The sequence below is a fragment of the Methylobacterium tarhaniae genome, from assembly GCF_001043955.1.
GTDB lineage: Bacteria > Pseudomonadota > Alphaproteobacteria > Rhizobiales > Beijerinckiaceae > Methylobacterium > Methylobacterium tarhaniae.
Window position 1 is genome coordinate 1 of the sequence record NZ_LABZ01000264.1, and the last position, 23,503, is coordinate 23,503.

Here is a 23,503-nt window from a genome sequence, read left to right on the forward strand (position 1 = left end):
CCCCTGGACGATGACGCTCCCCGACCCCACACAATCTCCTTCCCGCCGCCGCTTCCTCACCCGCGCCGCGGCTTTGGGCCTCGCGACGCCGCTCGGCCTCATCGGCTCGCCCTCCTCGGCCGGGCTCCTGCCGGTGCCGGACCTCTGGCCGGGCCCGATCTGCCGGGTCGCCGCCGAGGGGCCGGCGCCGACCGGGGCGCCCCGGCCGATCAAGCTCGCCTGGAACGCCTCGGCGATCTGCACCGCGGCGGCCCCCGTCGCCAAGGAGAGCGGGATCTTCGCCCGCCACGGCCTCGACGTGGAGTTCGTCAATTTCGGTGGCTCGACCGAGCAGCTGCTGGAGGCGATCGCCACCGGCAAGGCCGATGCCGGCATCGGCATGGCCCTGCGCTGGCTCAAGCCCCTGGAGCAGGGCTTCGACGTCAAGGTTACGGCCGGCATCCATGGCGGCTGCATGCGGCTGCTCGGCGCCCGGTCGGCCGGGGCGACCAGCCTGGAGGCGCTGAAGGGCAAGGTGATCGCGGTGAGCGACCAGGCCTCCCCGGCCAAGAACTTCTTCAGCCTGCTGCTCGCCAAGCGCGGCATCGATCCCGAGCGCGAGGTCGAGTGGCGGGTCTATCCGATGGATCTCCTCAACCTCGCGGTCGAGAAGGGCGAGGCCCAGGCGCTGGCCGACGGCGATCCGCGCACCTTCCTGTGGGCGAAGGACGCCCGCCTGACCGAGGTCGCCAACAACCTCTCGGCCGAGTACCACGACCGGACCTGCTGCATCCTGGCCCTGCGCGGCTCGCTGGTGCGCGACGAGCGCCCGGTGGCCGCCGCCCTCACCCGGGCGCTGCTCGAGGCCGGCAACAGGGTCGCGCACGATCCCGATTACGCCGCCAAGGTCTATGCCGGCTACGGCGGCAAGGGCTCGGTCGAGGACCTGGCCGCCATGCTGCGCAGCCACACCCACCATCACCACCCCCTCGGGGCCGAGCTGAAGCAGCAGATCGCGGCTTACGTCGACGAGCTGAAGACCGTGAAGGTGATCCGCGCCCGCACCGACGCGAAGCAATTCGCCGAGCGCGTCTATGCCGACGTCCTGAGCTGAGGCGGCGCCCATGAGCGAGATCGCGAGCGACATCGCCCTTGCCCGGACGGAGGGCGCCATCCGGCGCCCCGCCTTCCTGCCCGCCCCGGCTTCCGTCGCGGCGGCGGCCGCCTGGATCGGGCTGTCCGCCCTCGTCGCCCTGCCGCCCGACCTCGGCGATTTCGGGTTCACCCGCGAACTCGCCATCGGCTTTGCAGGCCTCGGCGCCCTGGTCCTGGCGGCCGGCTTCCTGCGCCCCGGCGAGGCGGGCCCGGTCCGCCGGATCCAGGGCTGGTCGCCCTGGCTGATCGTGCTCGCCGGCCTCCTCGGCCTGTGGGAGGTGGCGACCGCCAAGCGCGGCTGGCTGCCGATGCCGTTCTTCCCGCCGCCGCAATCGATCGTGGAGGTCTTCGTCGAGGATTACGCGCGGCTCGCCGACAGCGTCTGGCATTCCTTGCGGCTGCTGGCCGGGGGCTACGCCCTCGGGGCGCTCGCCGGCTTCACCCTCGGCGTCGCCATCGGCTGGTCGCGGGGCGTCGGCTACTGGGTGCATCCGGTGCTGCGCTTCGTCGGGCCGCTGCCGGCCACCGCCTGGCTGCCGCTCGCCTTCTTCGTCTTCCCGTCGAGCGGCGCCGCCTCGACCTTCCTGGTCGCCCTCGCCACCGGCTTTCCGGTCACGGTGCTGACCTGGTCGGGCATCGCCGGGGTCAACAAGGCCTATTACGACGTCGCCCGCACGCTCGGCGCCCGCGAGGACTTCCTGATCCTCAAGGTGGCGATCCCGGCGGCCCTGCCGCACGTCTTCGTCGGGCTGTTCATGGGGCTCGGCAGCTCCTTCGCGGTGCTGGTGGTGGCCGAGATGCTGGGCGTGAAGGCCGGCCTCGGCTGGTACCTGCAATGGGCGCAAGGCTGGGCGGCCTACGCCAACATGTACGCGGCGCTCGCCGTGATGGCGCTGGCCTGCTCGGGCCTGATCACCCTGCTGTTCCGGGTGCGCGACCGTCTCCTGTCCTGGCAGAAGGGCCTCGTCCAATGGTAGCCGGCCTGACCGCGCCGTCCCAAACCCCCGCCTCCGCGGTGCCCGCCCCGATCCCCGCGGGGAATCCCGCGCCGGCCTCCGGCGCCGCCCTGTCGCTGCGCGACGTGCGCCACGCCTTCGCGCTGAAGAAGGCGCCGCTCCCGGTCCTCGACGGCGTCTCGTTCGACGTCGAGCCCGGCGCCTTCGTGGCCCTGCTCGGGCCGTCGGGCTGCGGGAAGTCGACCCTGCTGCGCCTCGTCGCCGGGCTGGAGCCGCCCAACGAGGGCCGGATCAGCGTCGACGGCGCTCCCCTACGCGGCCCGCACCCGTCCCGCGGCCTCGTGTTCCAGGACCCGACGCTCTATCCCTGGCGCAGCGTCATCGGCAACGTCGCGGTCGGCCCGGAGGCCCGCGGGCGATTACGGGCGGAACGCGGCCGCGTCGAGGAGGCTTTGGCCCTGGTCGGGCTGTCGGGCTTCGCCGACGCCTTCCCGCACCAGCTCTCGGGCGGCATGGCCCAGCGGGTGGCGCTGGCCCGCGCCCTCGTCAACGCGCCGCCGCTGCTGCTCCTCGACGAGCCGCTGGGCAAGCTCGACTCGCTCACCCGCCTGACGATGCAGGCCGAGCTGGTGCGGCTGTGGCAGGACAAGGGCTTCACCGCCCTGCTGGTGACCCACGACGTCGAGGAGGCCCTGATGCTGGCCCAGCGCATCCTGGTCTTCTCGGACCGGCCGGCGCGGATCCGGGCCGACATCCCGTGCGACCGGCCCTATCCGCGCCACCGCGAGGATCCGGGCGTCGTCGCCGACCGGCGCGCCATCCTGGATCTCCTCGGCACGGCCTGAGCCGAGGCCGGCGTCATGCGAGGTCCGATGGATCGCTCTCGCCAGGCGGAAGCCGGCTTCGCCCAGATGTGCGGAGCCTCCGGCTCCACCGCGCGGGCTGGTGTCGCGAATCCCGGGAATTCACGCCCGGAATTCACAACACTCCGCCTCGACCCGGATCCTCGTCCCGCCCGCCTTGCGCGCGGCGAGGAGTTTTTCCAGTTGCAATCGGATATGCGCCCGGATCTCCTCTCCGGATTGTACTGTCACGCTCTCCGAGAAGTCGAACATGCGCCGCGCCTGAACCGTCATCGCGTTGACCCTTCTCGATACCGGGGGAGCCTTACGTCTACGCCATCGATACAGCACAGGAACGGATCGCGCTCATCACAATGATACACTGCGAGTGCGTCGAATAGGAGGAAAATCCGAGATAACGCGTTCCGGCACTCACATTGGCTGAGGTTTGTTGCGCCAGTATTACGTGCCGCCACCGAAAGAGATGCAGGCGCGGGCGGCCGCTCCACCGTTCGGACGATGCACGGGAGTCGCGACCGGCCGGAATGTCAGAGCCTGGCATAGGTGAAGCGCCGCTCCGCCGGGGCGCGGCCGGCGAGCCAGTCGGCGCCCCGGCCTGCGTCGCGGCTGCCGGATTGCCAGCGGTCCCGGATCGAGGAGGGCGAGAAGTCGAAGCTCTTGGCCGCGAGCTGGTCGGCCTCCGCCCGGTAGACGAGGTGCAGCAGCGTGACCGCCGGCCCATGCGGGTCGAGTCGCTGGCGCAGGGCATATTCCCGCTCCAGCGCCGCGATGGTCCGCCGGCCGGCACTGGCGAAGATCAGGTCGTTGGCCCGTTCCAGCACGGCGTCGAGCGAGGCCGGGCGGGGCGCCTGGAGGCCGAACAGGTCGAGGGCGATGCAGAGCAGGTCCCGCGACGGCTCGGCGGCGAAGACCGGGTCGAGGGGCAGGTTGCTGGTATAGCCGGCGTCGCAGAGCAGCCGCCCCTCCACCTCCACCGGCGCGAAGGCCGGGATGATCGCCGTGCTGGCCAGGATGTGCTCGGGGCGAAGGATCTGGTGGGCGCTGTCGAAGTAGACCTCCTCGCCGGTGGTGACGTCGACGCATCCGATCGTGACGCGGATGTCGCCCCGGTTCAGCCGCTCGAAATCGACGAGCCGCTCGAGCGTGTCGCGCAGGGGCGAGTGGTCGAACAACGCCACGTCGTTCGGCACCCAGGGCAGCGCCGACCACAGTCCGGGCAGGCGGTGGCGGAAGATGTTGGGACGGCCCCAGGCCAGGGTCAGCAGGGCGTGGAGGGCGTTGTAGACCTGACGCGGCTTGAGCATCTCGGTGGCGCTCGGCGCGGTGTGCTGGGTCGCCTCGTCCCAGAACCGGCGCAGCCGGGCGGCCCGCTCTTCGGGCGGGTTGCCGGCGATGAGGGCGGCCGTGACCGCACCGATCGAGGCGCCGACGACCCAGCCCGGCTCGATCCCGCGCGCCTGCAGCACCTCGTAGCCGCCGGCGTGATAGGCCCCGAGGGCGTTGCCCCCGGCCAGGACGAGGACGGTGTCGCGCGCGGGCCGCGCGTCCGGGTTCGATCGGTCGGGGAAGGAAGGCTCGGTCATGGCGTCCGGGTGAGCGTGGGGATGGAAGCGCGGGCGGCGAGCCCGCGCCGTCGTCATGCACGGGGCAAGGCCGCGGTTCCCGGCCAATGCGGCACAGGTCGGGGGGTGGGGCGATATTACTCCCACCCTGTACACTAGGGCGCTGCCGCCTATCTCCCCTCCCGTGCGGAGCAGGCGGCATGACCGATCAGGCGATCCTCGACGCGTGCGGGCGGGGCGAGATCTCGCCGCAGATCGCGCTCTCCCGCCTGCTGCTCGCGGGCGGAGAGGTCGATGCCGGCCACCTCGCCCGGGTCGCCGCCTCGCGTCCCGGTTCGGATCGGCTCGCCGCCCTGGCGCGGCTGGCGGCGCGGCACAGCGATCGCCTGCCGGAACTCGCCCGCCTGGCCCGCGCCGGGCTGTGGCCGGGCGGCGAGGATTTTCCCGCCGCCACCGCCATCCTGTTCGACCGCCTCGCCACCGAGGCGCCGGAGGCGGCGGTCGCCTTCTACTCCCTCGGCGACCCGGACGAGCTCGCCGCCGCGACGGCGGAGCTGGTCCGGGTCCTGCGCGCCTGGTCGCCGGGCACGGCGGGGCGGATCCTGGATTTCGGCTGCGGCTTCGGCCGGGTCGCCCTCGCGCTCGCCGACGGGGCCGCCTCGATCCTCGGCCTCGACCTCTCGGCGGGCATGATCGCCGAGGCGCGGCGCCGGGCGGCCGGGCGTGACGCCGTCCGGTTCGTGCAGGGCGACGGGCATCGGCTGCCCGCCGCCGACGGTGCGATCGATCTCGTCGTGGCGGCCGACAGCCTGCCCTACCTCGTCAGCGCCGGCACCGTCGCGCCCTTCCTGGCGGAGGCAGCGCGGGTGCTCGCGCCCGGCGGCGACCTCGTCGTGTTCAACTGGTCGTATCGGGGCGATCCGGGGCTGGACGCGGAGGAGGCGCAAACCCTGGCGGCCGCCTTCGGCTTCGCGGTGCTGCGCGCCGGCGAGCGGCCGTTCACGATCTGGGACGCGTCCGGCTTCCAGCTGAGGCGGGCCGCGTGACGCCGCAGGAGCATTGGAGCCTGTGGCGGAGCGATCCCCGGGCGACCCCGTTCCAGTCGCCGGCCTGGCTCGACGCCTGGTGGACCCATCTCGGCGGCGGCGAGCGGCACGATGCGGAGGTCCGCGACGCGGGTGGCCGGCCCGTCGCGGCCTTGTCGCTCTTCGTCTGGCACGATGCCGGCACGCGCCGGCTGGTGCCGGTCGGGGCGGGCCACAGCGACTATTGCGACGCGCTCCTCGCCCCCGGCACGCCGCCGGGGCGGCTGTGGGACGCGATCCTCGGGTCGTCCGCTTCCTGGGACGAGGTGCTGCTGCCCGACCTGCGCCCGGATTCCCCTCTCCTCGGCCCGCTGCCCGAAGGCTGGACGGCGCATGACGACGAGGCGGAGACCTGCCCGGTCCTGGTCCTGCCGGCCGAGGGCTCGCCCCTCGACGGCCTCACCCGCAGCCAGCGCCGCAAGGTGGTGCATGACCGCCACCGCGCCGAGGCGCTCGGCGGCGTGACCGAGGCGCTGGTCGGGCGCGAGGAGATCGGCGGCGCCCTGGAGGCCTTGTTCGCGCTGCACCGGGCCCGGTGGGCGCGGGACGGGCAGCCCGGCGTCCTCGCGGATCCGCGCGTCCAGGCCTTCCACCGCGCCGCCGCGCCCGCCCTGGCGGAGGCCGGGCTCCTGCGGATCTCGGTCGTGCGCCATCGGGACGCGACCGTGGCGGTGCTGTACGGCCTCGCCGACGGCGCGCGCTGGCACTCCTACATCAACGCCGTCGACATGGGCGTGCCCGGCCAGAGCTTCGGCACCCTCGCCTTCGCCCGCCTCATCGAGGCGGCGGCCGCGAGCGGTGCGGGCGAGTTCCATTTCCTGCGCGGCGAGGAGCCGTACAAGTACCGCTGGGGCGCCGTGGCGCGCCGCACGGTCCGGCGCCGGGTGCGGCGGGGCTGACCGGGGGCCTCCCCGTCACCCCTCCACCGCCACCAGCCGCCCGCCCTCGTCCATCCGGCAGCGGACCCAGTCGCCGTTGGCGAGGCTGCGGCCGGTGACCGCCATGATGAACCCCCAGTGGCACACGACCAGGGTGTGGGCCCAGTCGGGATCGCCCGCCATCGTGGCGCCGAAGGACGCGGCCCGCGCCCGGAAGGCGTGCTCGGGCTCCTCGTCCGCATCCCCCTCCTCGCGCCACCAGACCTCGTCCATGTGGCTCAGGTCGAGATGCGGCCAGGCGCGGGCGAGATCGGTGCAGCAGGTGCCGATGTCGCAGCTCGCGGCGCGCCGCTCCCGCACCGCCGGCGTGACCAGGACCGGGAGGTCGAGGCGGGACGCGACCGGGGCGGCGGTCTGCAGGGCGCGGGTCAGGGGCGAGCACAGGATGCGCCGCAGGCCCTCCCCCGCGAGGGCGCGGGAGGCGGCCTCCGCCTGCTCGTGCCCGAGCGGCGTCAGGGGCGCATCGACGATGCCGGGATCGAGGCCCGTGGCATGGAAATGCAGATTGAATTGGCTCTGGCCGTGGCGAAGCAGGATCATGGCGTCTCAAGGTAGGGCACAGGGCCCGCGCGGGCTCGCGACGCGGAGCCGCGCGGCGAGATGCGCGCGGTAGCGCGCGACCTCGGCCTGGAGCCGGCCCCGCTCCTCCGCCTCGGCGGCATGGCCGGCCATCGTCGCGGCGCCGAGCTGGAAGGCGGCGTAGGCGATCTCCAGCCAGGCGACGAAGGCCGGATCCGGCTCCCGGCCGGCCCTCCGGGCGACGACCTCGCACAGGCGCCGGCCCGCCGCCCCTTCCAGGCCGAGCTCGATCGCGGCCCCGGCGATGTCCCAGGCGACGTCCTGGCAGCCGACGAGGTCGTGGGCGGCATGGTGGTCGACCGCATCGGTCTTCAGGATCGTGCCGTCCGGCAGGACGAGCCATTCCCACAGGTGCAGGCGGTTGTCGGTCTCGACCGGCCGCATCCGCGCGGCGAACCCCGCGAGAGCACCGCACCAGCCGTCGACGGCCCGGGACGCCGCGTCGCCAAGGGCCTCGGCCGCGTTGTGCCGCGCCATCTCCCACAAGCCGTCGAGGGGCGCGCCGCGCCCGGGGGCGCAGGCGAAGGCCGCGGCCCGATACCCGAGATAGTCGCCGACCCGCTCGGCGAGGCGGAGGGGGTCGATGCGGCCGCGGGCGAGCGGCGTCGCCGCCCCGATCCAGCGTTCGACCAGGAAGCCGTGGCGGAACCCGGCCACTTCCGGGGCGAAGCCGGCCGCGTGCAGGGCCCGGGCGCGCCGGACCTTGCGCTCCCCCTCCTCGCCGAGGCCGACGAACTTCGCCAGCCAGGTCCCGCTTGCGGTCCGGGCCAGGAACTTGCGGCGCTCCTGCATCGGGTTGGCCGGCGGCCAGGCGGCCCGGTCACCCGCCTGACGGGCCCGCCAGGCTCCCCCCGAGACCTCATCGAGCGGCGCCGTCAGCGGCCCGACGAGCGGGGCGAGCCAGGCCTCCAGGCGATGCTCCGGCCGCTCGGCGTGGAGGACGAGGTCGTCGAAGGTCCGGACGTGGCGCCGGGCCTGCCCGTAGCGCCGGCGGGTCTCCTCCGCCGCCGCGTGACCGGGCTCGCCGGCATGGCTCGGGAACAGGGCGACGCGCTCCGCCGGTCTCCCCCGCTCTTCCAGCAGACCGAGCACCGCGCCGAAGGAGCTGCCCGACAGGCCCGGCCCCTCATCCGCGACCGCGACGGCAGGCGCGGAGCCGAGCCGGTCGCGCAGAGGCGCCGACAGGCGCAGCTCGCGCCGGAACGGGTGGCCGGTCGGCCGGACGGTCACCAGCCCGGCCGCCCCGAGGCCGGCCGCCACCATCGCGCCGAGGCTCGTGCCGATGCTGCGCAGGCCGATTACCGTCGCGCCCGGCTCCAGCCCGGAGGCGGCGGCGGCCAGGGCGTAGGCCTCCGGATAGACGGCATAGAAGGCGAAGCCCTCGGGCAGGCGGATCTCCAGGGGGCCGGGCGGAAGGCCCGCGCAGGCCCGCGCGGTCTCGGAGCGGTCCGGGATCGCGCCCGCCGTAAAGCCGCTCCGCCACGAGGCCCAGACCGCGCCGGCGAGCCGGACCAGCCAGCCGGTCAGCCGGCCCGTCACGTCGTCCTGCCCGTCGAGGCCGGCCTCCCGGAACGCCGCGTCGGCCACGCCCTGCGTCAGCTCGCCCGCGGCGATCAGCGCACCGACGAGGGCGGCGTGGCGGTCCAGGCCGGGACCGAGGCTTCGCGCCGACGCGAGGGCGTCCGCGAGGCGGGAGGCCTCGTTGCGGGGATCGGCCTGGCGTCGAACGTCGCCGTAGACGAGCATGATCGGAAGCGTTCTCCGTGCCTGTTCCCTGGTGGCTATTCCCTGATGGCTCTCCCTGGCGCCCTCACGGCGCCACCGCCCGATCCGGCGCATCCGGCACCGGCGCCTCGCCCTCCACCCCCGGGCTCGTCAGTTCCCGCAGGGTCGCCGCGAGGTCGGCCATGCCGAGGCCCGCCTTCGGCAGGATGCGGTCGGCCTGGCCGGCGAGGCGGCGCCGGTCCTCCGCCGTGACGTCCTTGGCGGTCAGCACGACGACCGGGATGTCGCGCCAGTCCGGCCGGTCGCGCAAGGCGCGCAGGAAGCCGAAGCCGTCCATCTCCGGCATCATCAGGTCGAGGAGGATCAGGCCCGGCTTGCGCACGCCGACGGCCTCGATCCCCGCGAGGCCGTTCTCGGCCGTCGCCACCCGCCAGCCCTCCCGGGTCAGCATGGTGGTCATGCGCTCGCGCACGTCCGGGTCGTCGTCGACCACCAGGACCGGCCCCTCGTGGATGGCGGGCCGGAAACGCTCCATCGCCTCCCTCAGCGCGCCCCATTCGACCGGCTTGTGCAGGTAGTCGGTCGCCCCGAGCGAGAAGGCGAGGTTCTGCTCGTCGAGCACGGTGACCATGATCACCGGCGTCGCCCCGAATTCGGGATCGGCGCGCAGGGCCCGCAGCACCGCCCAGCCGTCCATGCGCGGCATCGTCACGTCGAGGAGGACGACGCGGGGGCGCAGGCGCCGCGCCTGCTCGAGGCCGGCGCGGCCGTCCGGGGCGGTCGCGACCGTGAACCCGTCCCGGCGCAGGAAGCGGGCGAGGAGGTCGCGGGTCGCCGGGTCGTCGTCGACGACGAGGACGAGGTTGGAGCCGGGCGGCGAGCCGGCCTCCGGCGCGGCCCGGGGCTCGACGGACGGGGCGTCACGCGCGGGCTCGGCCGGGTCGCGCTCCTCGTAGAGGGCCGGCAGGTCCAGCGTGAAGGTCGTGCCCTCGCCGAGCCGGCTCGCGACGGTGATCTCGCCGCCGAGCATGTGGGCGAAGGCGCGGGTGATGGCGAGCCCGAGGCCGGTGCCGCCGAAGCGGCGGGTGGTCGAGGCGTCGGCCTGGGTGAAGCGCTGGAACAGCCGCGCCAGCTGCTCCTCGCTCATGCCGATCCCGGTATCCGACACGGTGAAGCGGAGCCGGTCGCCCCCGTCCCGGGATTCGCGCGCGACGGCGAGCGTGATGGTGCCGCCCTCGGTGAACTTGGCCGCGTTGCTCAGGAGGTTGATCAGGCACTGCCGGAGCTTGGTCGCGTCGGTATGGGCGTGCCCGAGGCTCTCGCCGAGCCGCAGGGTCAGGGCATTGCCCTTCTTCACCACCAGGGCGTCGACCGTGGTGGCGACGTCCCGCACCGTCTCGGCCACGTCGAGGTCCTCGGCGAAGACCTCCATCCGCTCGGCCTCGATCTTCGAGAGGTCGAGCACGTCGTTGATGAGGCCGAGCAGGTGGCGGGCATTCGCCTCGATCTTGCGCATGTCGGCGAGCAGGCTCTCCTCGCCGAGATCCTCCATCTCCTCCTGCAGCATCTCGGCATAGCCGATCACCGCCGAGAGCGGCGTGCGCAGCTCGTGGCTCATGTTGGCGAGGAACTGGCTCTTGGCGCGGTTGGCCTCCTCCGCCGCCTCCTTGGCGGCCTCCAGCTGCAGCTCGGCCTCCTTGCGGGCGGTGACGTCGGCATGCGCGCCGACCCATTCGCGCACGCGGCCGTCCTCCTCCAGGATCGGGACGCCCCTGCCCTCCATGTGGCGCCAGACGCCGTCGTGGCGGCGCAGGCGGTGCTCGATCGTGTAGAGCGTGCGGGACGCCACCGCCTGCGCCCAGGCCGCCCGCGTCGCCTCCCGGTCGTCGGGATGGACCGCCTCCAGGAAGCCCTGCCCGGCGGCCTCGGTGGGCGCCTGTCCGGTGAAGCGGGTCCATTCCGAGGCGACCGGCCGGAACTCGCCCTCCGGCGTGGTGGTCCAGACGATGGCCGAGGTGGCTTCGGTGAGCGAGCGGAACCGCTCCTCGCTGTCGGCCCGGCGGCGCTCGGCGATCTTCCCCAGGGTCACGTCGTCCATGACGATGCCGACGCCGTCGGCCCGCTCGCTCTCGGGGCCGCGGCCGCGGCGGCGCAGGGGGAAGAAGCTGACCTCGAAGTGGCGGATCCCGCCCGGCGCGCTCGGGGCCGGCACCCCGACCTCGATGTTGGCGGTCACGAGCCCGCGGTCGCGGGCCGCCGCGAGCTTGGGGGCGAGCGCGTCGCGCAGGGACGGCAGGAGGGCCCAGATCGGCGCGCCGAGATCGGCGCCGAAGCCGCGCTCGCTCATGTTGCCGAGCGCCCGGTTCATGTGGCGGAGGTTCAGGTCGCGGTCGAGGAAGCCGAGACCGACGGGCGCGTTCTCCAGGACGCTCTCGAGCAGGTCGGCCATGCGCTGGCTCTCGCGCCGGCGCACCAGGGCGAGGCGCGCGAGGAGCGCCGCCGCCGCCAGCGCCGAGACCAGGGTGACGAGCGGCAGGAGCGGCGAGCGCAGGGCGTCGGCCTCGGCGAGGTGCCGCAGGTCGGCGGTGGCGCGGTCCTGCACCTCCCGGGTCACCTCGCGCACGGCGTCCATGGCGCGCTTGCCCTCGCCGGTCTGGATCAGGTCGAGGGCGGCCTGCTGGCCCTGCGACCGCCGCAGGGCCACGACCCGGCGGGCATAGTCCGTCTCGGCGGCGATCGCCGCCCGGCGCCGCTCGCGCGTGGCCCGGTCGGGCGTGACGGCGTCGAGGGCGGACTCTTCGCCGTCGAGCCGGGCGAGCGCCGCCTCGTAGGGGTCGAGATAGTCGTCGCGGCCGGTCAGCACGTAGCCGCGCTGACCGGTCTCGAGGTCCTTCACGCTCGACAGCACCCGCTCGCTGAGTGCCAGCACCCGGGCCAGCCGCTCGGCCTCGGCCCGGCTGCGAACGCCCTCGACGTAGTTCCAGCCGCCGGTCGCGACCGCGAGGGCGAGGAGGAGGAAGGCCAGCGGCGATCCCGGGAGGCGCCGGCCCGGGGCGAGGAAGCGCCAGCGCTGCGTGGAGGCGGTCTTGATGCTCATGTCACCCGTATTCTGCATGCCGGCCGCTTGCGCGTCGCCCCGACCGACGGAGCCGGAGCTAGTGCATCCTCCGGCGAAAGGGAGGCCGGCCGGTCACGGAAAATGCGGCAGAATCAAAAGCCTAGGGCACCATCGATGCGCGCTGCCGCCGGATGCGCCGCCGCGGAGGAGCCCGGCCCGGGTGCGCGAAAGTCGCACAGGTTGCAACACTTCGCCCCCTCGCACGTCACCCCGGCGCCACCCGAGGAGAGAAACTGGGAGGGAGTAGGACGATGCGACACAAGCCGCTGCGCGAGCAGGTCATCGTGGTCACGGGCGCGTCGAGCGGCATCGGGCTCGCCACCGCCCGCATGGCCGCCGAGCGCGGCGCCCGGGTGGTGCTGGCCGCCCGCAGCGCGGACGTGCTCGCCGGGCTGGCCGCCGAACTCGGTGCCCGGGCGGTCGCCGTCACGGCGGATGTGGGGGACCGGGCGCAGGTGCAGGCGATCGCCGACACCGCGGTCGCGACGTTCGGCGGCTTCGATAGCTGGGTCAACGTCGCGGGCCTGACGGTCTACGGGCCGCTGCGCGAGATCACCCAGGAGGATCACGAGCGGCTGATCCGGACCAATTTCTGGGGCACGGTGAACGGCTCCCTCGCCGCCGCCGAGCACCTGCGCCGGCGCGGCGGCGCGCTGATCAATGTCGGCAGCATCGCCTCCGACCTCGCCTTCCCGTTCCAGGGCCTCTACGCCGCCTCCAAGCACGCGGTGAAGGGCTTTACCGACACGTTGCGCATGGAGCTGATCGCCGAGGGCGCCCCGGTCTCGGTCACGCTGGTCAAGCCCGCCTCGGTCGACACGCCGCTGCCGAACCGGGCCCGCAACTACATGGACCGCCAGCCGACCCTGCCGCCGCCGATCTACCCGCCCGAGGAGGTGGCCAACGCCATCCTGCACGCCGCCGTGCATCCGCAGCGCGACATCTTCGTGGGCGGCGGCGGCAAGCTGTTTGTGATGGGCAAGGAGTTCGCGCCGGGCGCCTATGACGAGCTCGCCCCCGCCATCATCGCGCTCCAGAAGCGCGGCGAGCCGCCCCGCGACCCGGCGGGCGCCCTCCACGCTCCCGTCAAGGCCGGCGCCGAGCGCGGCGACCCGCCGGTCTACGTCATGCGCACCAGCGCCTATACGCGGGCGAGCCTGCACCCGCTGGCGAGCGTCGGCCTCGCCGCGGGACTGGCCGCGACGGCGGCTGTGTTGCTCGGGGGTTTGGGGGGACGGCGGCGGTTGTAAGATGAAGTTTCAGAGCCTGCCCGACTCGTCACGCCAGTCATCTGACGCGACTATCAACACTTCTCCACGTCATCTCGGGTTCCGCTGCGCGGCCCCGGAATGACGTGGAGCGTGTCATGGCGAAGAAGGCGTCGACGGTGACGTCGTAGAATTCGAGCGCGTTGCCGAGCACCCCGGCGCCGACCGCCTTGCGGTCGGGCGCCGGCGGGTCCGGGTGGACCGGAAGACGTGCATCCCTCTCGCGGGATCAGCGGCCCGGTTCGCGCTTGATGCCGCCGGCCACCGGCTCGACCCCCTCCGCCACGGCGGCATCGTAGCCGGAGAGCCAGCGCTCCCGGGCCTCGGTGCCCTCGGCATAGGGACAGGCCTCCCGGGCGAGGCCCTTCTCGGGAGCGGCACGGCCGAGGGCGTGGGCGTCGAGGTTGTCGGGCGGGGATTGCATCGGGGGCTCCGGTCGGGCGTGTCCGGGCGATCTAGGGCTCCGGCGGGCGAAGGGGATGGCGGGCCGGCCGGGGAGAGCCCGGGCTCCGCGTCGGGAGCCTGTCTTCGCCCCGTCACGTGCCCGCAGGATCGACCAGGCGCGCGACCAACGCCGCTCCCCTCGGCAGGTCGGCCGGTGACATCCACCCACGTGCGAACGACCGGGATAATCCTCATCGCACGCCCCCGCTCTGACGCAACGAACATTCTCCGCCTCACCGTAAATTAAAAATATCTCCTCAATTGACCCCCGGGAAATACTCTGGAAATTATCTGCCATCCGACATCGCCAAGCATACGGCGTCTTCGGACAAGATCAGAGACAGCGTGCCGGCACGCCCGGACGACCTGTGGGGGACCGACTTGCGCATATCGACGATTCTCCGCCCGGCCCTGGCCGGGGCCGCCCTGGCGGCCCTGCTGCTGCCCTCGATCCCCGCCCTGGCCAATGCCGGCGCGAGCGCCACGCCGGTTCCGCTGCGCGACGCGGCGAAGAGCCCGCTCGTCTCGACCGAGTGGCTGGAGAAGAACATCGACCAGCCGAAGCTGCGCATCGTCGAGGTCAGCGTCGATCCGGGCGTCTACGAGCGCGGCCACATCCCGGGCGCCCACAACGTCGCCTGGCACACCGACCTCGTCGAGACGGTGAGCCGCGACATCGCCGGCCCGGAGAAGTTCGCGGCGCTGGCGCGCCGCCTCGGCATCGACCGCGACACCACCGTGGTGCTCTACGGCGACAACAACAACTGGTTCGCCGCCTGGGGCGCCTGGGTCTTCGCGCAATACGGCCTCGTCGACAACGTCAAGCTGCTCGATGGCGGACGCAAGAAGTGGGAGGCCGAGAAGCGCCCGCTCGACACCCGCACGCCGGAGGTCGCCGCCTCCAAGTTCCCGGTCACCCCGGCCTCCACCTCCTTGCGGGCCCGCTTCACCGACGTGCTGGCGGTGGCGCGCAAGGAGCGGGACGAGAAGATCCTCGACATCCGCTCGCCCGACGAGTTCTCCGGCAAGGTGATCGCCCCGGCCGGCGTGGCGGAACTGGCGGTGCGGGCCGGCCACATCCCGGGCTCGGTCAACGTGCCCTGGGCCAAGGCCGTGAACCCGGACGGCACCCTCAAATCCGTCGAGGAGCTGAAGAAGCTCTACGCGGAGGCCGGCATCGACGGGTCGAAGCCGGTCATCACCTCCTGCCGCATCGGCGAGCGGTCGAGCCATTCCTGGTTCGTGCTGAGCCGGGTGCTCGGCTACTCCGCCCGCAACTACGACGGCTCGTGGACCGAGTACGGCAACGCCGTCGGCGTGCCGGTCGTCAACCTCGCCGGCACGGTCTGGGGCGGCAAGTGAGCGGCGTCCAAGTGAGCGGCGTACAAGTGAGCGGCGTACAAGTGAGCGGCGTCCCGGCGGCCCTGCCGGCCGCCCCCGCCGGCGCGGCCTTGCGCGCCGGCATCGCCGTCGGCCTCGCCGGGCTCCTGGCGGGGAGCGCCTGGCACCTCTCGGGCGAGGCCGGCGGGAGCCGGCTCGCCCTCTCGCTGGTATTCGGGGCCCTGTTCGGCTTCGTGCTGCAGCGCTCGCGCTTCTGCTTCCTGTGCGTGTGGCGCGACTTCCTCGACCACGGCGACCCGCGCGGGGTGCTCGGCCTTCTCGCCGCCCTCGCGGCGGGGATGGCCGGCTACACCGTGGTGTTCGGCGCCTGGCTGCCGGACCCTTCGGGGACGCGGCTGCCGCCCGGCGCCCATATCGGGCCGGTCGGGCCGGTCCTGGCTCTGGCCGGCCTCGCCTTCGGGGCCGGCATGGTCGTGTCGGGCTCGTGCCTGAGCGCCCACCTCTACCGCCTCGGCGAGGGCGCGCCGGCCGCGCCCTTCGCGCTCCTCGGCGCCGCCCTCGGCTTCGTCCTCGGCTTCGCGACCTGGAACCCGCTCTACCTCGCGGGCATCGCCGAGGCGCCGGTGACCTGGCTGCCGCGCCATCTCGGCTATGCCGGCAGCCTCGTGGCCGGGCTCGCGGTCGTGGGGGGCCTCACCCTGTGGCTGCTGCGGCGGCCGCTCCCACCCCGTTCGGCGCCGGCCGACACGGATCCGCTGCGGGCGGTGTTCGTGGCGCGCTGGCCGACCTGGCTCGGCGGCCTCGCGGTCGGGGCGATCGGGACGCTGGCCTACCTGCGCCTCGGGCCCCTCGGGGTCACGGCAGAACTCGGCGGGCGCAGCCGGCAGGCCGCCTCCGCCCTCGGGCTGCTGCCCGACCGCCTGGAAGGGCTCGACGGGTTCCGCGGCTGCGCCACGGCGCTCCGGGACGGGCTCCTCACCCCGAACGGCCTCTTCGTCGGCGGGCTGGTGGTGGCGTCCTTCGCGGCGGCGCTCGCCGCCGGCCAGTTCCGGCCGGTCCGGCCCGGGCGCGGCCACGTCCTGCGCGGGCTCGCCGGCGGGGTCCTGCTCGGCTGGGGGGCGATGACCGGGCTCGGCTGCAGCATCGGCACGCTGCTCTCGGGCATCATGGCCGGGGCGCTGTCGGGCTGGGTGTTCGGGATCGCGATGCTCGTCGGCATCACCGTCACGCTCCGCCTCGGCCGCCGGGTCGGGTGGCTCGCGTGAGCGCCGCGTGACCTGCGGGGCGGGACGGGCCTATACGGCGGGCACCCGCTCCAGGAGGACGAGCCGCCGTGCCGCATTCCCCATCCGCCCCGTCACCGGTCGACGCCGGCAGCAAGGTCGAGCGGCGCAGGGCCTTCCTGGCCGAGTGCCGGCCGGCGACGCGCCGCATCCACGCGCCGATCGTCGATCTCACGGGAGCGCGCGGCCACCTCAATCCCCGCGGCCTCGGGCATGCCCGCGCCTTCTCCGATCTCGGCTCGCTCGGCCAGAGCAGCGTCGGCTTCGACACCCTCGCCGATTACGAAGCGGCCGACGAGGCGGGCCGCGCGCCCTATGGCGGCGCCGAGTACGGGGTCGTCCAGTCGCCGGAGGCCGAAGCGGTCTGCACGAAGTTCGCGCGCCTGCATGGCGGCGTCGGGGCGATCGTGTGCGGGTCCGGCCTCGCGGCGATCGCGACGGTGCTCGACGCCTTCGCCCCGAAGGTGATCCTGATTCCGGACGGGATCTACTTCCCGGCCTGGCGCTACATGTCCGAGGCGAATCTGGCGGAAACCGGCCGGGCCGCGCTCCTGACCTACCCGGCCGGAGCCTCGGGCGCGGAGGTCGGCGCCCTCATCCGGGAGGCCGGCCGGACTTTCGCGCCCGGCGAGACGATGATCTACCTCGAGGCGCCGGCGAGCGGCACGTTCGAGATCCCGGACATCGCCGGCATCGTCGACGAGGCGCGGCGGGCGGGCATCCGCACCGTGATGGACAACACCTGGGGCAGCCACGTGCGCTTCCGGCCCCTCGACCACGGCATCGGGATCGCGATCCAGGCGACGACGAAGTACGAGGGCGGCTACGGCGACACGCCGAGCGGCGTCGCGGTCGCGCGCGACGAGGCCGACCTCGCCCGCCTGCGCCGGCAGCTCCGGATCGGCGGCCACGGGGCGGTGTCGCCCCAGACCTGCACCCGCCTGTTCCACCGGGTCGACAGCGCGGAAAGCCGTCTGGCGCGGCACGAGGCCGCCGCCGCCTCGCTGATGCGGTGGTTCGAGGGCAAAGCCGTCACGGCCGACATCCTGAGCCCGGCCCGGGCGGCGAGCCCGCACCACGCCCGCTTCCGGCAGTATTTCGGCGCCGGCAACAGCCTGTTCACGGTCGTGTTCGACGAGGGACTCCCGGTCGGGCGGATCCACGCCTTCGTCGATGCGCTCCTGCTGTTCCGCGTCGCCGAGAGCTGGGGCGGCCACGTCTCGCTGGTGCTGCCGGTCCATCCGCGCCGTGATCCGGCCAGCCTGCCGAAAGGCGCGATGTTCCGCTTCAATGCCGGCCTGGAGGAGGCCGACGACCTGATCGCCGACCTCGATCAGGCCGCCCGGGCCGCCCTGCCCTGAGGGCCTACGGGTAACCGAAGCGGGCCTTCGCGGCGGCCAGCAGGTGCAGGGCCTCGCCGTCCCGGCCGGCCGCGCAGGCGGCGGAGGCGTTGGCGAGGTCGGCCGAGAAGCGCTTGCCGACCGGGGCGTTGAGATTGCCGGTGGCGACGTCGCTGTCCACGATGGCCTGGGTGCGGGCGATGGCCGGGCCGCAGCCGGTGCCGGCGGGCAGCGCACCGGCCGGAGCCGCGGCGACCGGGCCGAGCGCGGCGGCGGGCGGCGGGACGGCCGGCTTCGACTGGCAGGCGGCGAGGGCGAGGAGGGCCGCGAGGGCGAGCCCGGGCTTCAAGTGCGACACGGGGAAAGCTCCACCTTGTGATTGAGCACGTAAGGCCGAGCTTGTGGCAAGCGTGACCGGACCGGTCAATCGCAGGCCGACGCGGTGACGGCCGCGGCTTGTCATCGCGCTCGCCTCCCGGTACACAGACCATCCTCGCACCGGGTCCAGCACCCTTCAGGAGACGCGAGCCGTGGCTCATGCCGGCTCCCCGCTGACGCTTCCGACGACCGCCCTCTCGGCGGCGCGGGCGCGCGCGCTCCTCCTCGGCGGCCTTCTTCTCCTTACCAGCCCCTGAGGGCCGTCCGGGCGCGCGCCTGGGCCCTTGGGGGGTCTGAGACCGAGAGACTTCTTGCACGCCGCGCCCGCGCGACCTCCGATCCCGGGCGAACCAGGATTCCAGACCATGACCGACCAAGCTGCCCGCACCCCCTCGTCCGCCGAGCGCGTGCTGATCTTCGACACCACCCTGCGCGATGGCGAGCAGTGCCCCGGTGCCACCATGACGCTTGAGGAGAAGCTGGCGGTGGCCGAGATGCTCGACGCGATGGGCGTCGACATCATCGAGGCCGGCTTCCCGATCGCCTCCAACGGCGATTTCGAGGCGGTGGCGGAGATCGCCCGCCGCTCCAAGTCCGCGGTGATCGCCGGCTTGGCCCGGGCGATCCCGGCCGACATCGCGCGCGCCGGCGAGGCGGTGCGCTTCGCGCGTCGCGGGCGCATCCACACCTTTGTGTCGACCTCGCCGATCCATCTGGCGCACCAGATGCGCAAGACAGAGGACGAGGTCCTGGAGATCGTCCTGAAGACCGTGGCCCAGGCCCGCGACCTGGTCGAGGACGTCGAGTGGTCGGCGATGGACGCGACCCGCACGCCGATCGATTACCTGTGCCGCTGCGTCGAGGCGGCGATCCGGGCCGGCGCCACCACCATCAACCTGCCCGACACGGTCGGCTACGCCACCCCCGACGAGTACCGGGCGATGTTCCGCGCCGTCCGCGAGCGGGTGCCGAATTCCGACAAGGCGGTGTTCTCGGTCCATTGCCACAACGATCTGGGCCTGGCGGTGGCCAACTCGCTGGCCGGCATCGAGGGCGGCGCGCGCCAGATCGAGTGCACCATCAACGGCATCGGCGAGCGGGCCGGCAACGCCGCGCTGGAGGAGATCGTGATGGCGATCAAGACCCGCGCCGACGTGCTGCCCTACGCCACCGGCATCGACACCACCCAGCTGGTGCGCGCCTCGAAGCTGGTGGCCGGCGCCACCCACTTCCCGGTCCAGTACAACAAGGCGATCGTCGGCCGGAACGCCTTCGCCCACGAGAGCGGCATCCACCAGGACGGGATGCTGAAGAACCAGACCACCTACGAGATCATGACGCCGGAATCGGTCGGCGTGCACAAGACCTCCCTGGTGATGGGCAAGCATTCGGGCCGCGCCGCCTTCCGCTCGAAGCTCGACGACATGGGCTACCGCCTGTCCGACAACCAGTTCCAGGACGCGTTCGAACGGTTCAAGGCGCTGGCCGACCGCAAGAAGCACGTCTACGACGAGGACATCGAGGCCCTGGTCGACGAGAACCTGGCCACCGCCCACGACCGCATCAAGCTCGTCTCCCTGACGGTGGTCGCCGGCACCCGCGGCCCGCAGCGGGCGACGATGAAGCTCGACATCGAGGGCCGCACGGTCACCGAGGAGGTCGACGGCAACGGCCCGGTCGACGCGGTGTTCAACGCCATCCAGGCCCTGGTGCCGCACGAGGCCGCGCTGGAGCTCTACGACGTCCACGCGGTGACCGGCGGCAGCGACGCCCAGGCCGAGGTCTCGGTGCGCCTGCGCCAGGACGACCGCATCGTCACCGCCCGCGGCGCCGACCCGGACACCCTGGTCGCCTCGGCCAAGGCCTACCTCGCCGCGCTGAACAAGCTGATGGCCGGCGCCAGCCGCCTGCACGCCCAGCACGCCGCCGCGGAGTAAGACCGCGGCGCCTTCGAACCGACGCGTTCGAAGGCGCCGGCCGAGCCCGAACGGTCTGCGCCGCAGGCGCTGATGCATCGGCGCGCGGGTGTAAGACCCCAGCCGGCAAAAAATCGAGCGGCCGGCAGGATCGGGACTGGACAGCCCCCCGCCGGCCCATTAAACGACCCTCACCGCCGGGGCGGTTTGGTGGCTTCCCCGGAGGCGCTCTTGTGAGAGCGGGCGCATAGCTCAGTTGGTAGAGCAGCTGACTCTTAATCAGCGGGTCCTAGGTTCGAGCCCTAGTGCGCCCACCACACAATCAAGTTACTCTCAGGGTGACTTGTACCGACAATCCTTCGGATTGGCGGCACCAGAGGAGCGGTTGGTGGCCGTTCCCCTTTCGCTCTCGCGGGCGACGGGCGCATAGCTCAGTTGGTAGAGCAGCTGACTCTTAATCAGCGGGTCCTAGGTTCGAGCCCTAGTGCGCCCACCATTCTTCCCAATCCCGACAGTCAATCGAGCCCGGCAGGGCGAGGTTTCCATCCTCGCGACGCGGCAAGACCCCATCCCGAGGCGACCGTGACGGTCGTGCTGCTGCACGGGTTGGGACGGACGCGACGCAGCATGGCGCGGCTCGCGGCGCGCCTCGGGGCGGCCGGCTACCGCGTCGAGACCCTCGGTTACCCCTCCGGCCGCCTCGGCATCGCGGCTTGCGCCGAGCACCTGCGGCCGTCCGTGTCGGCGATCCGGCTTCGGGCCGGAGCCCCGATCGTGCTCGTCGGGCATTCCATGGGCGGCCTCGTCGCCCGGCATCTCGCTGCCGCGGATCCCGACCTGGCGGCCGGCCTCGTGATGCTCGGCACGCCGAACCGCGGCAGCGAGGCGGCCGATCTGGTCTCGGCCACCCGGCTCGGGCGGGCGGTGCTCGGTCCGGCCCTCCACGACCTGCGGGTCGACGCCGCCGGGGCGATCCCGGTGCCGACCTGCCCGATGGCGGTCGTCGCCGGCACGCGGGCGCTCATCCCGTTCTTCCGCCGCCGGATCCCGAAGCCGCATGACGGCCTGGTCAGCCTGGAGCGCGCCCGGCTCGGCGCCGGCGAGCGCTGGCACGCGGTGCCGGGCGACCACACGCGTCTCATGGACCATCCCGGAACGGTGGCCGCAATCCTGGAGGCCTTGTCGGCCTGGATCCCCTCCTCCGATCGAGAGGACCCGCCGCGGCGATGATCGACGGTCATGGCGCCCTCGCCTCCCCCGCTCTCCGGCGAGAGAGGACCGGCCGGTCAATGACCGCCCGGAATGCGCGCGATCACCTTGATCTCGAAGTCGAAGCCCGCGAGCCAGGTCACGCCGACCGCCGTCCAGTTCGGATAGGGCGCCGCGCCGATTACCGTGTCGCGCACCCGCATCACCGTATCGAACTGCGCCGCCGGATCGGTGTGGAAGGTCGTCACGTCGACGACGTCGTCGAAGGTGCAACCCGCCGCCTCCAGCACCGCCGCGAGCCGGGCGAAGGCCCGGGCAACCTGGGCCTCGAACTCGGGCTCCGGCGAACCGTCCTCGCGGCTGCCGACCTGCCCCGAGACGAACAGGAGGTCGCCGGAGCGGATCGCCGCCGAGTAGCGGTGCTTCTCGTAGAGGGCCTGGCGGCCGGGCGGAAACACGGCGTCGCGCCTGGAACGAGCCTGCGTCATGGTTTGCTCCCCTGGTCCTCACGTTGATATACGGCTCGTATGCGATTGAGCACGGATACGCGGCGTATGTCAAATCGCATACGGTCCGTATGTGGAAGGAGTGGGACAGGGTGGCCGGACGACGCGCGCAGATGATGGAGGAGACGCGAGCCAAGCTGATCCGGGCCGCCCGGACGGCCTTCGCGGAGAAGGGCTATGCCGCCGCCTCGATGGACGACCTGACCGCCGAGGCCGGGCTGACGCGGGGCGCGCTCTATCACAATTTCGGCGACAAGAAGGGCCTGCTCCAGGCGGTCATCGAGCAGATCGACGCCGAGATGGCGGCGCGCTTGGCCGTGATCGGCGAGCGGGCCTCGCACCCGTGGCGCGGGCTCCTCGACGAGTACCGGGCCTATATCGAGATGGCGCTGGAGCCGGAGATCCAGCGCATCCTGCTCCTCGACGGCCCGGCGGTGCTGGGCGATCCCTCGCGCTGGCCGAGCCAGAATGCCTGCCTCGCCGAGACGACCCGGCGCATCCGGATCCTGGTCGAGGACGGGGCGATCCCCCCGGTGGATGCGGAGGCCGCCGCCCGGCTCCTCAACGGCGCCTCGCTCCATGCCGCCCTCTGGGTCGCGGCGTCGGACGCGCCGGAAGCGACCCTGGGCAAGGCGCTCGAGGCCTTCCGGCGGCTGGCCGAGGGGCTGGCGCGGGCGTGAGGATCGTGGGCAGTCCCGCCCGTCCGATCACGGGCATTGGGATCGTGGTACCAGACCGGAACGAGCAAGGGGGCCCGCGAAGGCCCCCTGATCCCTACCGAACGCTTTCCCGCCCGGCTATGGCCCCCTCTTGGAGACCACGGGGCTTCGAACCTCTGTCTTTAAGATCTGCGTCGTAGCATGGGCTTGGTATCACCCGGCGCTACGACGGCCCCTCGCGGGATCTTAGACGCGGATCGTTGCCGAGATCCGCTAACGACGAGGTATATGGGACATCACAGGTGTCTCAACAACACCGAAAGGCCCATCGCCTTCAAGACATAGCCACGAATGATCTTGATGGTTTCGCCATCCAGGGGAGTATAGAGATATGTGCGATTGCCGGTCGCCGACTTCCCGGTCCTGATAAAATCCAGGCGATGGAAGGCGACGGTGTTCACCCTGTCGCCCTTGACCCAGACGCCATCGCTGTCCCACGGCTCAGGAAGCTGAGGCCGCAGGTTGATCTGCTTATGATAGGGCATAACCGGATCGGGGGCATCCGTGCTCAGTGCGACGACCGTGCATAATCCCGGACGCGCTGCGATTTTCGGGCTGATGACCACGCAGGGCCGGCGCTTGACCATTTCCGGCACCTTGAAGCCTACGTTGAAATCGCACATCACGACGGCACCAAGTGCCGGATGCTCTCGTATAGCCACCACGAACCCTTATTCTTATATGCCCCGATATCTCCCGGCGATCTTGCCGCGATGCCCGCCGCACACGTGAGATCAAGTCCTCGCATATCGCAGCGGAACTTGCAGGCATATCGCAAAACGACATGACCGCGATGAGAACCGCGACATTTCACGACGCCTTATCAGAAGGCAATGATCTGAATCAAGTCGATGATCTCACCGTATTTTCGGCATATCTCCTTGCGACAATCCGCGATCGATATGAAATCGTCATACGATGCGCGTCAACAAGAACACGAACGAAATTTCCAATTATTAATGTTAGATCTTCATCGTTCTGGCATGATCGAGTTCGACACTCATCGATGAAAGCTGGAATTATCGGCCGATTTTCAGAGCCGGGACAGATCGGCATTCAGGCTCGTCGCCACCGAACCAGCCGCCGCCGAACCGCTCGACCTGCGGCCGGACCGCCCCCAACTTGACACCCGCCCCCAC

21 protein-coding genes and 2 tRNA genes are annotated in these 23,503 nt (G+C 72.4%); 14 read left to right on the plus strand and 9 right to left on the minus strand.

Translation table 11 applies throughout. The features are described from left to right. Positions 1–10: 10 nt before the first annotated feature. From VQ03_RS27960 to VQ03_RS27970, 3 genes are read left to right on the plus strand one after another with little or no spacing between them, the layout of a single operon-like run. Positions 11–1,093, plus strand: a complete 1,083-nt coding sequence (locus VQ03_RS27960) for an ABC transporter substrate-binding protein (RefSeq protein WP_048454204.1) — start codon at positions 11–13, stop codon at positions 1,091–1,093. 10 nt (positions 1,094–1,103) lie between these two features. Beyond that, positions 1,104–2,111, plus strand: a complete 1,008-nt coding sequence (locus tag VQ03_RS27965) for an ABC transporter permease (RefSeq protein ID WP_048454193.1) — start codon at positions 1,104–1,106, stop codon at positions 2,109–2,111. Then, a complete protein-coding gene (locus VQ03_RS27970) occupies positions 2,105–2,935 on the plus strand; it encodes an ABC transporter ATP-binding protein (RefSeq protein WP_083468264.1) in 831 nt (276 codons plus the stop codon). Before VQ03_RS27965 ends, VQ03_RS27970 begins: the two co-directional genes overlap by 7 nt. A gap of 120 nt (positions 2,936–3,055) precedes the next feature. Here the strand turns inward: VQ03_RS27970 and VQ03_RS33465 are convergent, their stop codons facing one another. Further along, complete coding sequence (locus tag VQ03_RS33465) at positions 3,056–3,226, minus strand: hypothetical protein (protein WP_157064294.1); 171 nt, start codon at positions 3,224–3,226, stop codon at positions 3,056–3,058. Between the two features lie 254 nt (positions 3,227–3,480). Continuing rightward, positions 3,481–4,536 (minus strand): patatin-like phospholipase family protein, encoded by a 1,056-nt coding sequence (locus VQ03_RS27975; RefSeq protein WP_048454194.1) that lies wholly within the window; start codon positions 4,534–4,536, stop codon positions 3,481–3,483. 179 nt (positions 4,537–4,715) lie between these two features. Between VQ03_RS27975 and VQ03_RS27980 the strand changes: the two genes are divergently transcribed. Next, positions 4,716–5,561 carry a class I SAM-dependent methyltransferase gene (locus VQ03_RS27980; RefSeq protein ID WP_048454195.1) on the plus strand — a complete coding sequence of 282 codons (846 nt, stop codon included), beginning with the start codon at positions 4,716–4,718 and terminating at the stop codon, positions 5,559–5,561. Continuing rightward, positions 5,558–6,499 (plus strand): GNAT family N-acetyltransferase, encoded by a 942-nt coding sequence (locus VQ03_RS27985; RefSeq protein WP_053078766.1) that lies wholly within the window; start codon positions 5,558–5,560, stop codon positions 6,497–6,499. The genes VQ03_RS27980 and VQ03_RS27985 overlap by 4 nt, the downstream gene beginning before the upstream one ends. A 15-nt stretch (positions 6,500–6,514) precedes the next feature. Here VQ03_RS27985 and VQ03_RS27990 read toward each other — a convergent pair whose 3' ends face one another. The 3 genes from VQ03_RS27990 to VQ03_RS28000 form a co-directional block, all read right to left on the minus strand. Beyond that, a complete protein-coding gene (locus VQ03_RS27990; protein ID WP_048454196.1) occupies positions 6,515–7,078 on the minus strand; it encodes a histidine phosphatase family protein in 564 nt (187 codons plus the stop codon). 6 nt (positions 7,079–7,084) lie between these two features. Then, on the minus strand, positions 7,085–8,863 hold the full coding sequence (locus VQ03_RS27995; RefSeq protein WP_048454197.1) for a hypothetical protein: 1,779 nt from the start codon (positions 8,861–8,863) through the stop codon (positions 7,085–7,087). A gap of 64 nt (positions 8,864–8,927) precedes the next feature. Continuing rightward, positions 8,928–11,939: a response regulator gene (locus VQ03_RS28000; protein WP_048454198.1), complete on the minus strand. Its 3,012-nt coding sequence runs from the start codon at positions 11,937–11,939 to the stop codon at positions 8,928–8,930. 272 nt (positions 11,940–12,211) lie between these two features. Between VQ03_RS28000 and VQ03_RS28005 the strand changes: the two genes are divergently transcribed. Continuing rightward, complete coding sequence (locus VQ03_RS28005) at positions 12,212–13,210, plus strand: SDR family oxidoreductase (protein ID WP_048454199.1); 999 nt, start codon at positions 12,212–12,214, stop codon at positions 13,208–13,210. Between the two features lie 247 nt (positions 13,211–13,457). Here the strand turns inward: VQ03_RS28005 and VQ03_RS28010 are convergent, their stop codons facing one another. Next, on the minus strand, positions 13,458–13,652 hold the full coding sequence (locus VQ03_RS28010) for an Rmf/CrpP family protein (RefSeq protein WP_048454200.1): 195 nt from the start codon (positions 13,650–13,652) through the stop codon (positions 13,458–13,460). A 416-nt stretch (positions 13,653–14,068) separates the two neighbouring features. Between VQ03_RS28010 and VQ03_RS28015 the strand changes: the two genes are divergently transcribed. The 3 genes from VQ03_RS28015 to VQ03_RS28025 all read left to right on the plus strand — a co-directional run bounded on the left by VQ03_RS28015 (position 14,069) and on the right by VQ03_RS28025 (position 17,657). Continuing rightward, entirely contained in the window at positions 14,069–15,034 is a 966-nt protein-coding gene (locus VQ03_RS28015; RefSeq protein ID WP_157064295.1) for a sulfurtransferase, read from the plus strand. Positions 15,035–15,075: 41 nt separating this feature from the next. Continuing rightward, entirely contained in the window at positions 15,076–16,278 is a 1,203-nt protein-coding gene (locus VQ03_RS28020; protein ID WP_245292223.1) for a YeeE/YedE family protein, read from the plus strand. 68 nt (positions 16,279–16,346) lie between these two features. After that, a complete protein-coding gene (locus tag VQ03_RS28025; RefSeq protein WP_048454201.1) occupies positions 16,347–17,657 on the plus strand; it encodes a PLP-dependent transferase in 1,311 nt (436 codons plus the stop codon). A gap of 4 nt (positions 17,658–17,661) precedes the next feature. Here VQ03_RS28025 and VQ03_RS28030 read toward each other — a convergent pair whose 3' ends face one another. Next, on the minus strand, positions 17,662–17,994 hold the full coding sequence (locus tag VQ03_RS28030; RefSeq protein WP_425350104.1) for a hypothetical protein: 333 nt from the start codon (positions 17,992–17,994) through the stop codon (positions 17,662–17,664). 385 nt (positions 17,995–18,379) lie between these two features. Here VQ03_RS28030 and VQ03_RS28035 point away from each other — a divergent pair, with 385 nt between their 5' ends. The 4 genes from VQ03_RS28035 (at position 18,380) to VQ03_RS31205 (ending at position 21,160) form a co-directional block, all read left to right on the plus strand. After that, on the plus strand, positions 18,380–19,951 hold the full coding sequence (locus VQ03_RS28035; RefSeq protein WP_048454202.1) for a 2-isopropylmalate synthase: 1,572 nt from the start codon (positions 18,380–18,382) through the stop codon (positions 19,949–19,951). Positions 19,952–20,171: 220 nt separating this feature from the next. Further along, positions 20,172–20,247 (plus strand) — tRNA-Lys (locus VQ03_RS28040). A gap of 103 nt (positions 20,248–20,350) precedes the next feature. Further along, positions 20,351–20,426 (plus strand) — tRNA-Lys (locus VQ03_RS28045). Positions 20,427–20,512: 86 nt separating this feature from the next. Next, entirely contained in the window at positions 20,513–21,160 is a 648-nt protein-coding gene (locus VQ03_RS31205; RefSeq protein WP_167376140.1) for an alpha/beta fold hydrolase, read from the plus strand. Positions 21,161–21,216: 56 nt separating this feature from the next. Here the strand turns inward: VQ03_RS31205 and VQ03_RS28055 are convergent, their stop codons facing one another. After that, entirely contained in the window at positions 21,217–21,627 is a 411-nt protein-coding gene (locus VQ03_RS28055; protein ID WP_048454203.1) for a RidA family protein, read from the minus strand. A gap of 89 nt (positions 21,628–21,716) precedes the next feature. Here VQ03_RS28055 and VQ03_RS28060 point away from each other — a divergent pair, with 89 nt between their 5' ends. Beyond that, positions 21,717–22,325: a TetR/AcrR family transcriptional regulator gene (locus VQ03_RS28060; protein ID WP_208605568.1), complete on the plus strand. Its 609-nt coding sequence runs from the start codon at positions 21,717–21,719 to the stop codon at positions 22,323–22,325. A gap of 275 nt (positions 22,326–22,600) precedes the next feature. On the opposite strand, the gene VQ03_RS28065 is transcribed toward VQ03_RS28060, so the two are convergent. Further along, positions 22,601–22,987 carry a type II toxin-antitoxin system PemK/MazF family toxin gene (locus tag VQ03_RS28065; protein ID WP_083468270.1) on the minus strand — a complete coding sequence of 129 codons (387 nt, stop codon included), beginning with the start codon at positions 22,985–22,987 and terminating at the stop codon, positions 22,601–22,603. Positions 22,988–23,503: the final 516 nt, after the last annotated feature.

Excerpts from the sequence above, each read along its gene's own strand:
- VQ03_RS27960 (WP_048454204.1), top strand. The coding sequence starts at position 11 with ATGACGCTCCCCGACCCCACACAATCTCCTTCCCGCCGCCGCTTCCTC.
- VQ03_RS27965 (WP_048454193.1), top strand. The coding sequence starts at position 1,104 with ATGAGCGAGATCGCGAGCGACATCGCCCTTGCCCGGACGGAGGGCGCC.
- VQ03_RS27970 (WP_083468264.1), top strand. The coding sequence starts at position 2,105 with ATGGTAGCCGGCCTGACCGCGCCGTCCCAAACCCCCGCCTCCGCGGTG.
- VQ03_RS33465 (WP_157064294.1), bottom strand. The coding sequence starts at position 3,226 with ATGACGGTTCAGGCGCGGCGCATGTTCGACTTCTCGGAGAGCGTGACA.
- VQ03_RS27975 (WP_048454194.1), bottom strand. The coding sequence starts at position 4,536 with ATGACCGAGCCTTCCTTCCCCGACCGATCGAACCCGGACGCGCGGCCC.
- VQ03_RS27980 (WP_048454195.1), top strand. The coding sequence starts at position 4,716 with ATGACCGATCAGGCGATCCTCGACGCGTGCGGGCGGGGCGAGATCTCG.
- VQ03_RS27990 (WP_048454196.1), bottom strand. The coding sequence starts at position 7,078 with ATGATCCTGCTTCGCCACGGCCAGAGCCAATTCAATCTGCATTTCCAT.
- VQ03_RS27995 (WP_048454197.1), bottom strand. The coding sequence starts at position 8,863 with ATGCTCGTCTACGGCGACGTTCGACGCCAGGCCGATCCCCGCAACGAG.
- VQ03_RS28000 (WP_048454198.1), bottom strand. The coding sequence starts at position 11,939 with ATGAGCATCAAGACCGCCTCCACGCAGCGCTGGCGCTTCCTCGCCCCG.
- VQ03_RS28005 (WP_048454199.1), top strand. The coding sequence starts at position 12,212 with ATGCGACACAAGCCGCTGCGCGAGCAGGTCATCGTGGTCACGGGCGCG.
- VQ03_RS28010 (WP_048454200.1), bottom strand. The coding sequence starts at position 13,652 with ATGCAATCCCCGCCCGACAACCTCGACGCCCACGCCCTCGGCCGTGCC.
- VQ03_RS28035 (WP_048454202.1), top strand. The coding sequence starts at position 18,380 with ATGACCGACCAAGCTGCCCGCACCCCCTCGTCCGCCGAGCGCGTGCTG.
- VQ03_RS28055 (WP_048454203.1), bottom strand. The coding sequence starts at position 21,627 with ATGACGCAGGCTCGTTCCAGGCGCGACGCCGTGTTTCCGCCCGGCCGC.
- VQ03_RS28060 (WP_208605568.1), top strand. The coding sequence starts at position 21,717 with ATGTGGAAGGAGTGGGACAGGGTGGCCGGACGACGCGCGCAGATGATG.
- VQ03_RS28065 (WP_083468270.1), bottom strand. The coding sequence starts at position 22,987 with ATGTGCGATTTCAACGTAGGCTTCAAGGTGCCGGAAATGGTCAAGCGC.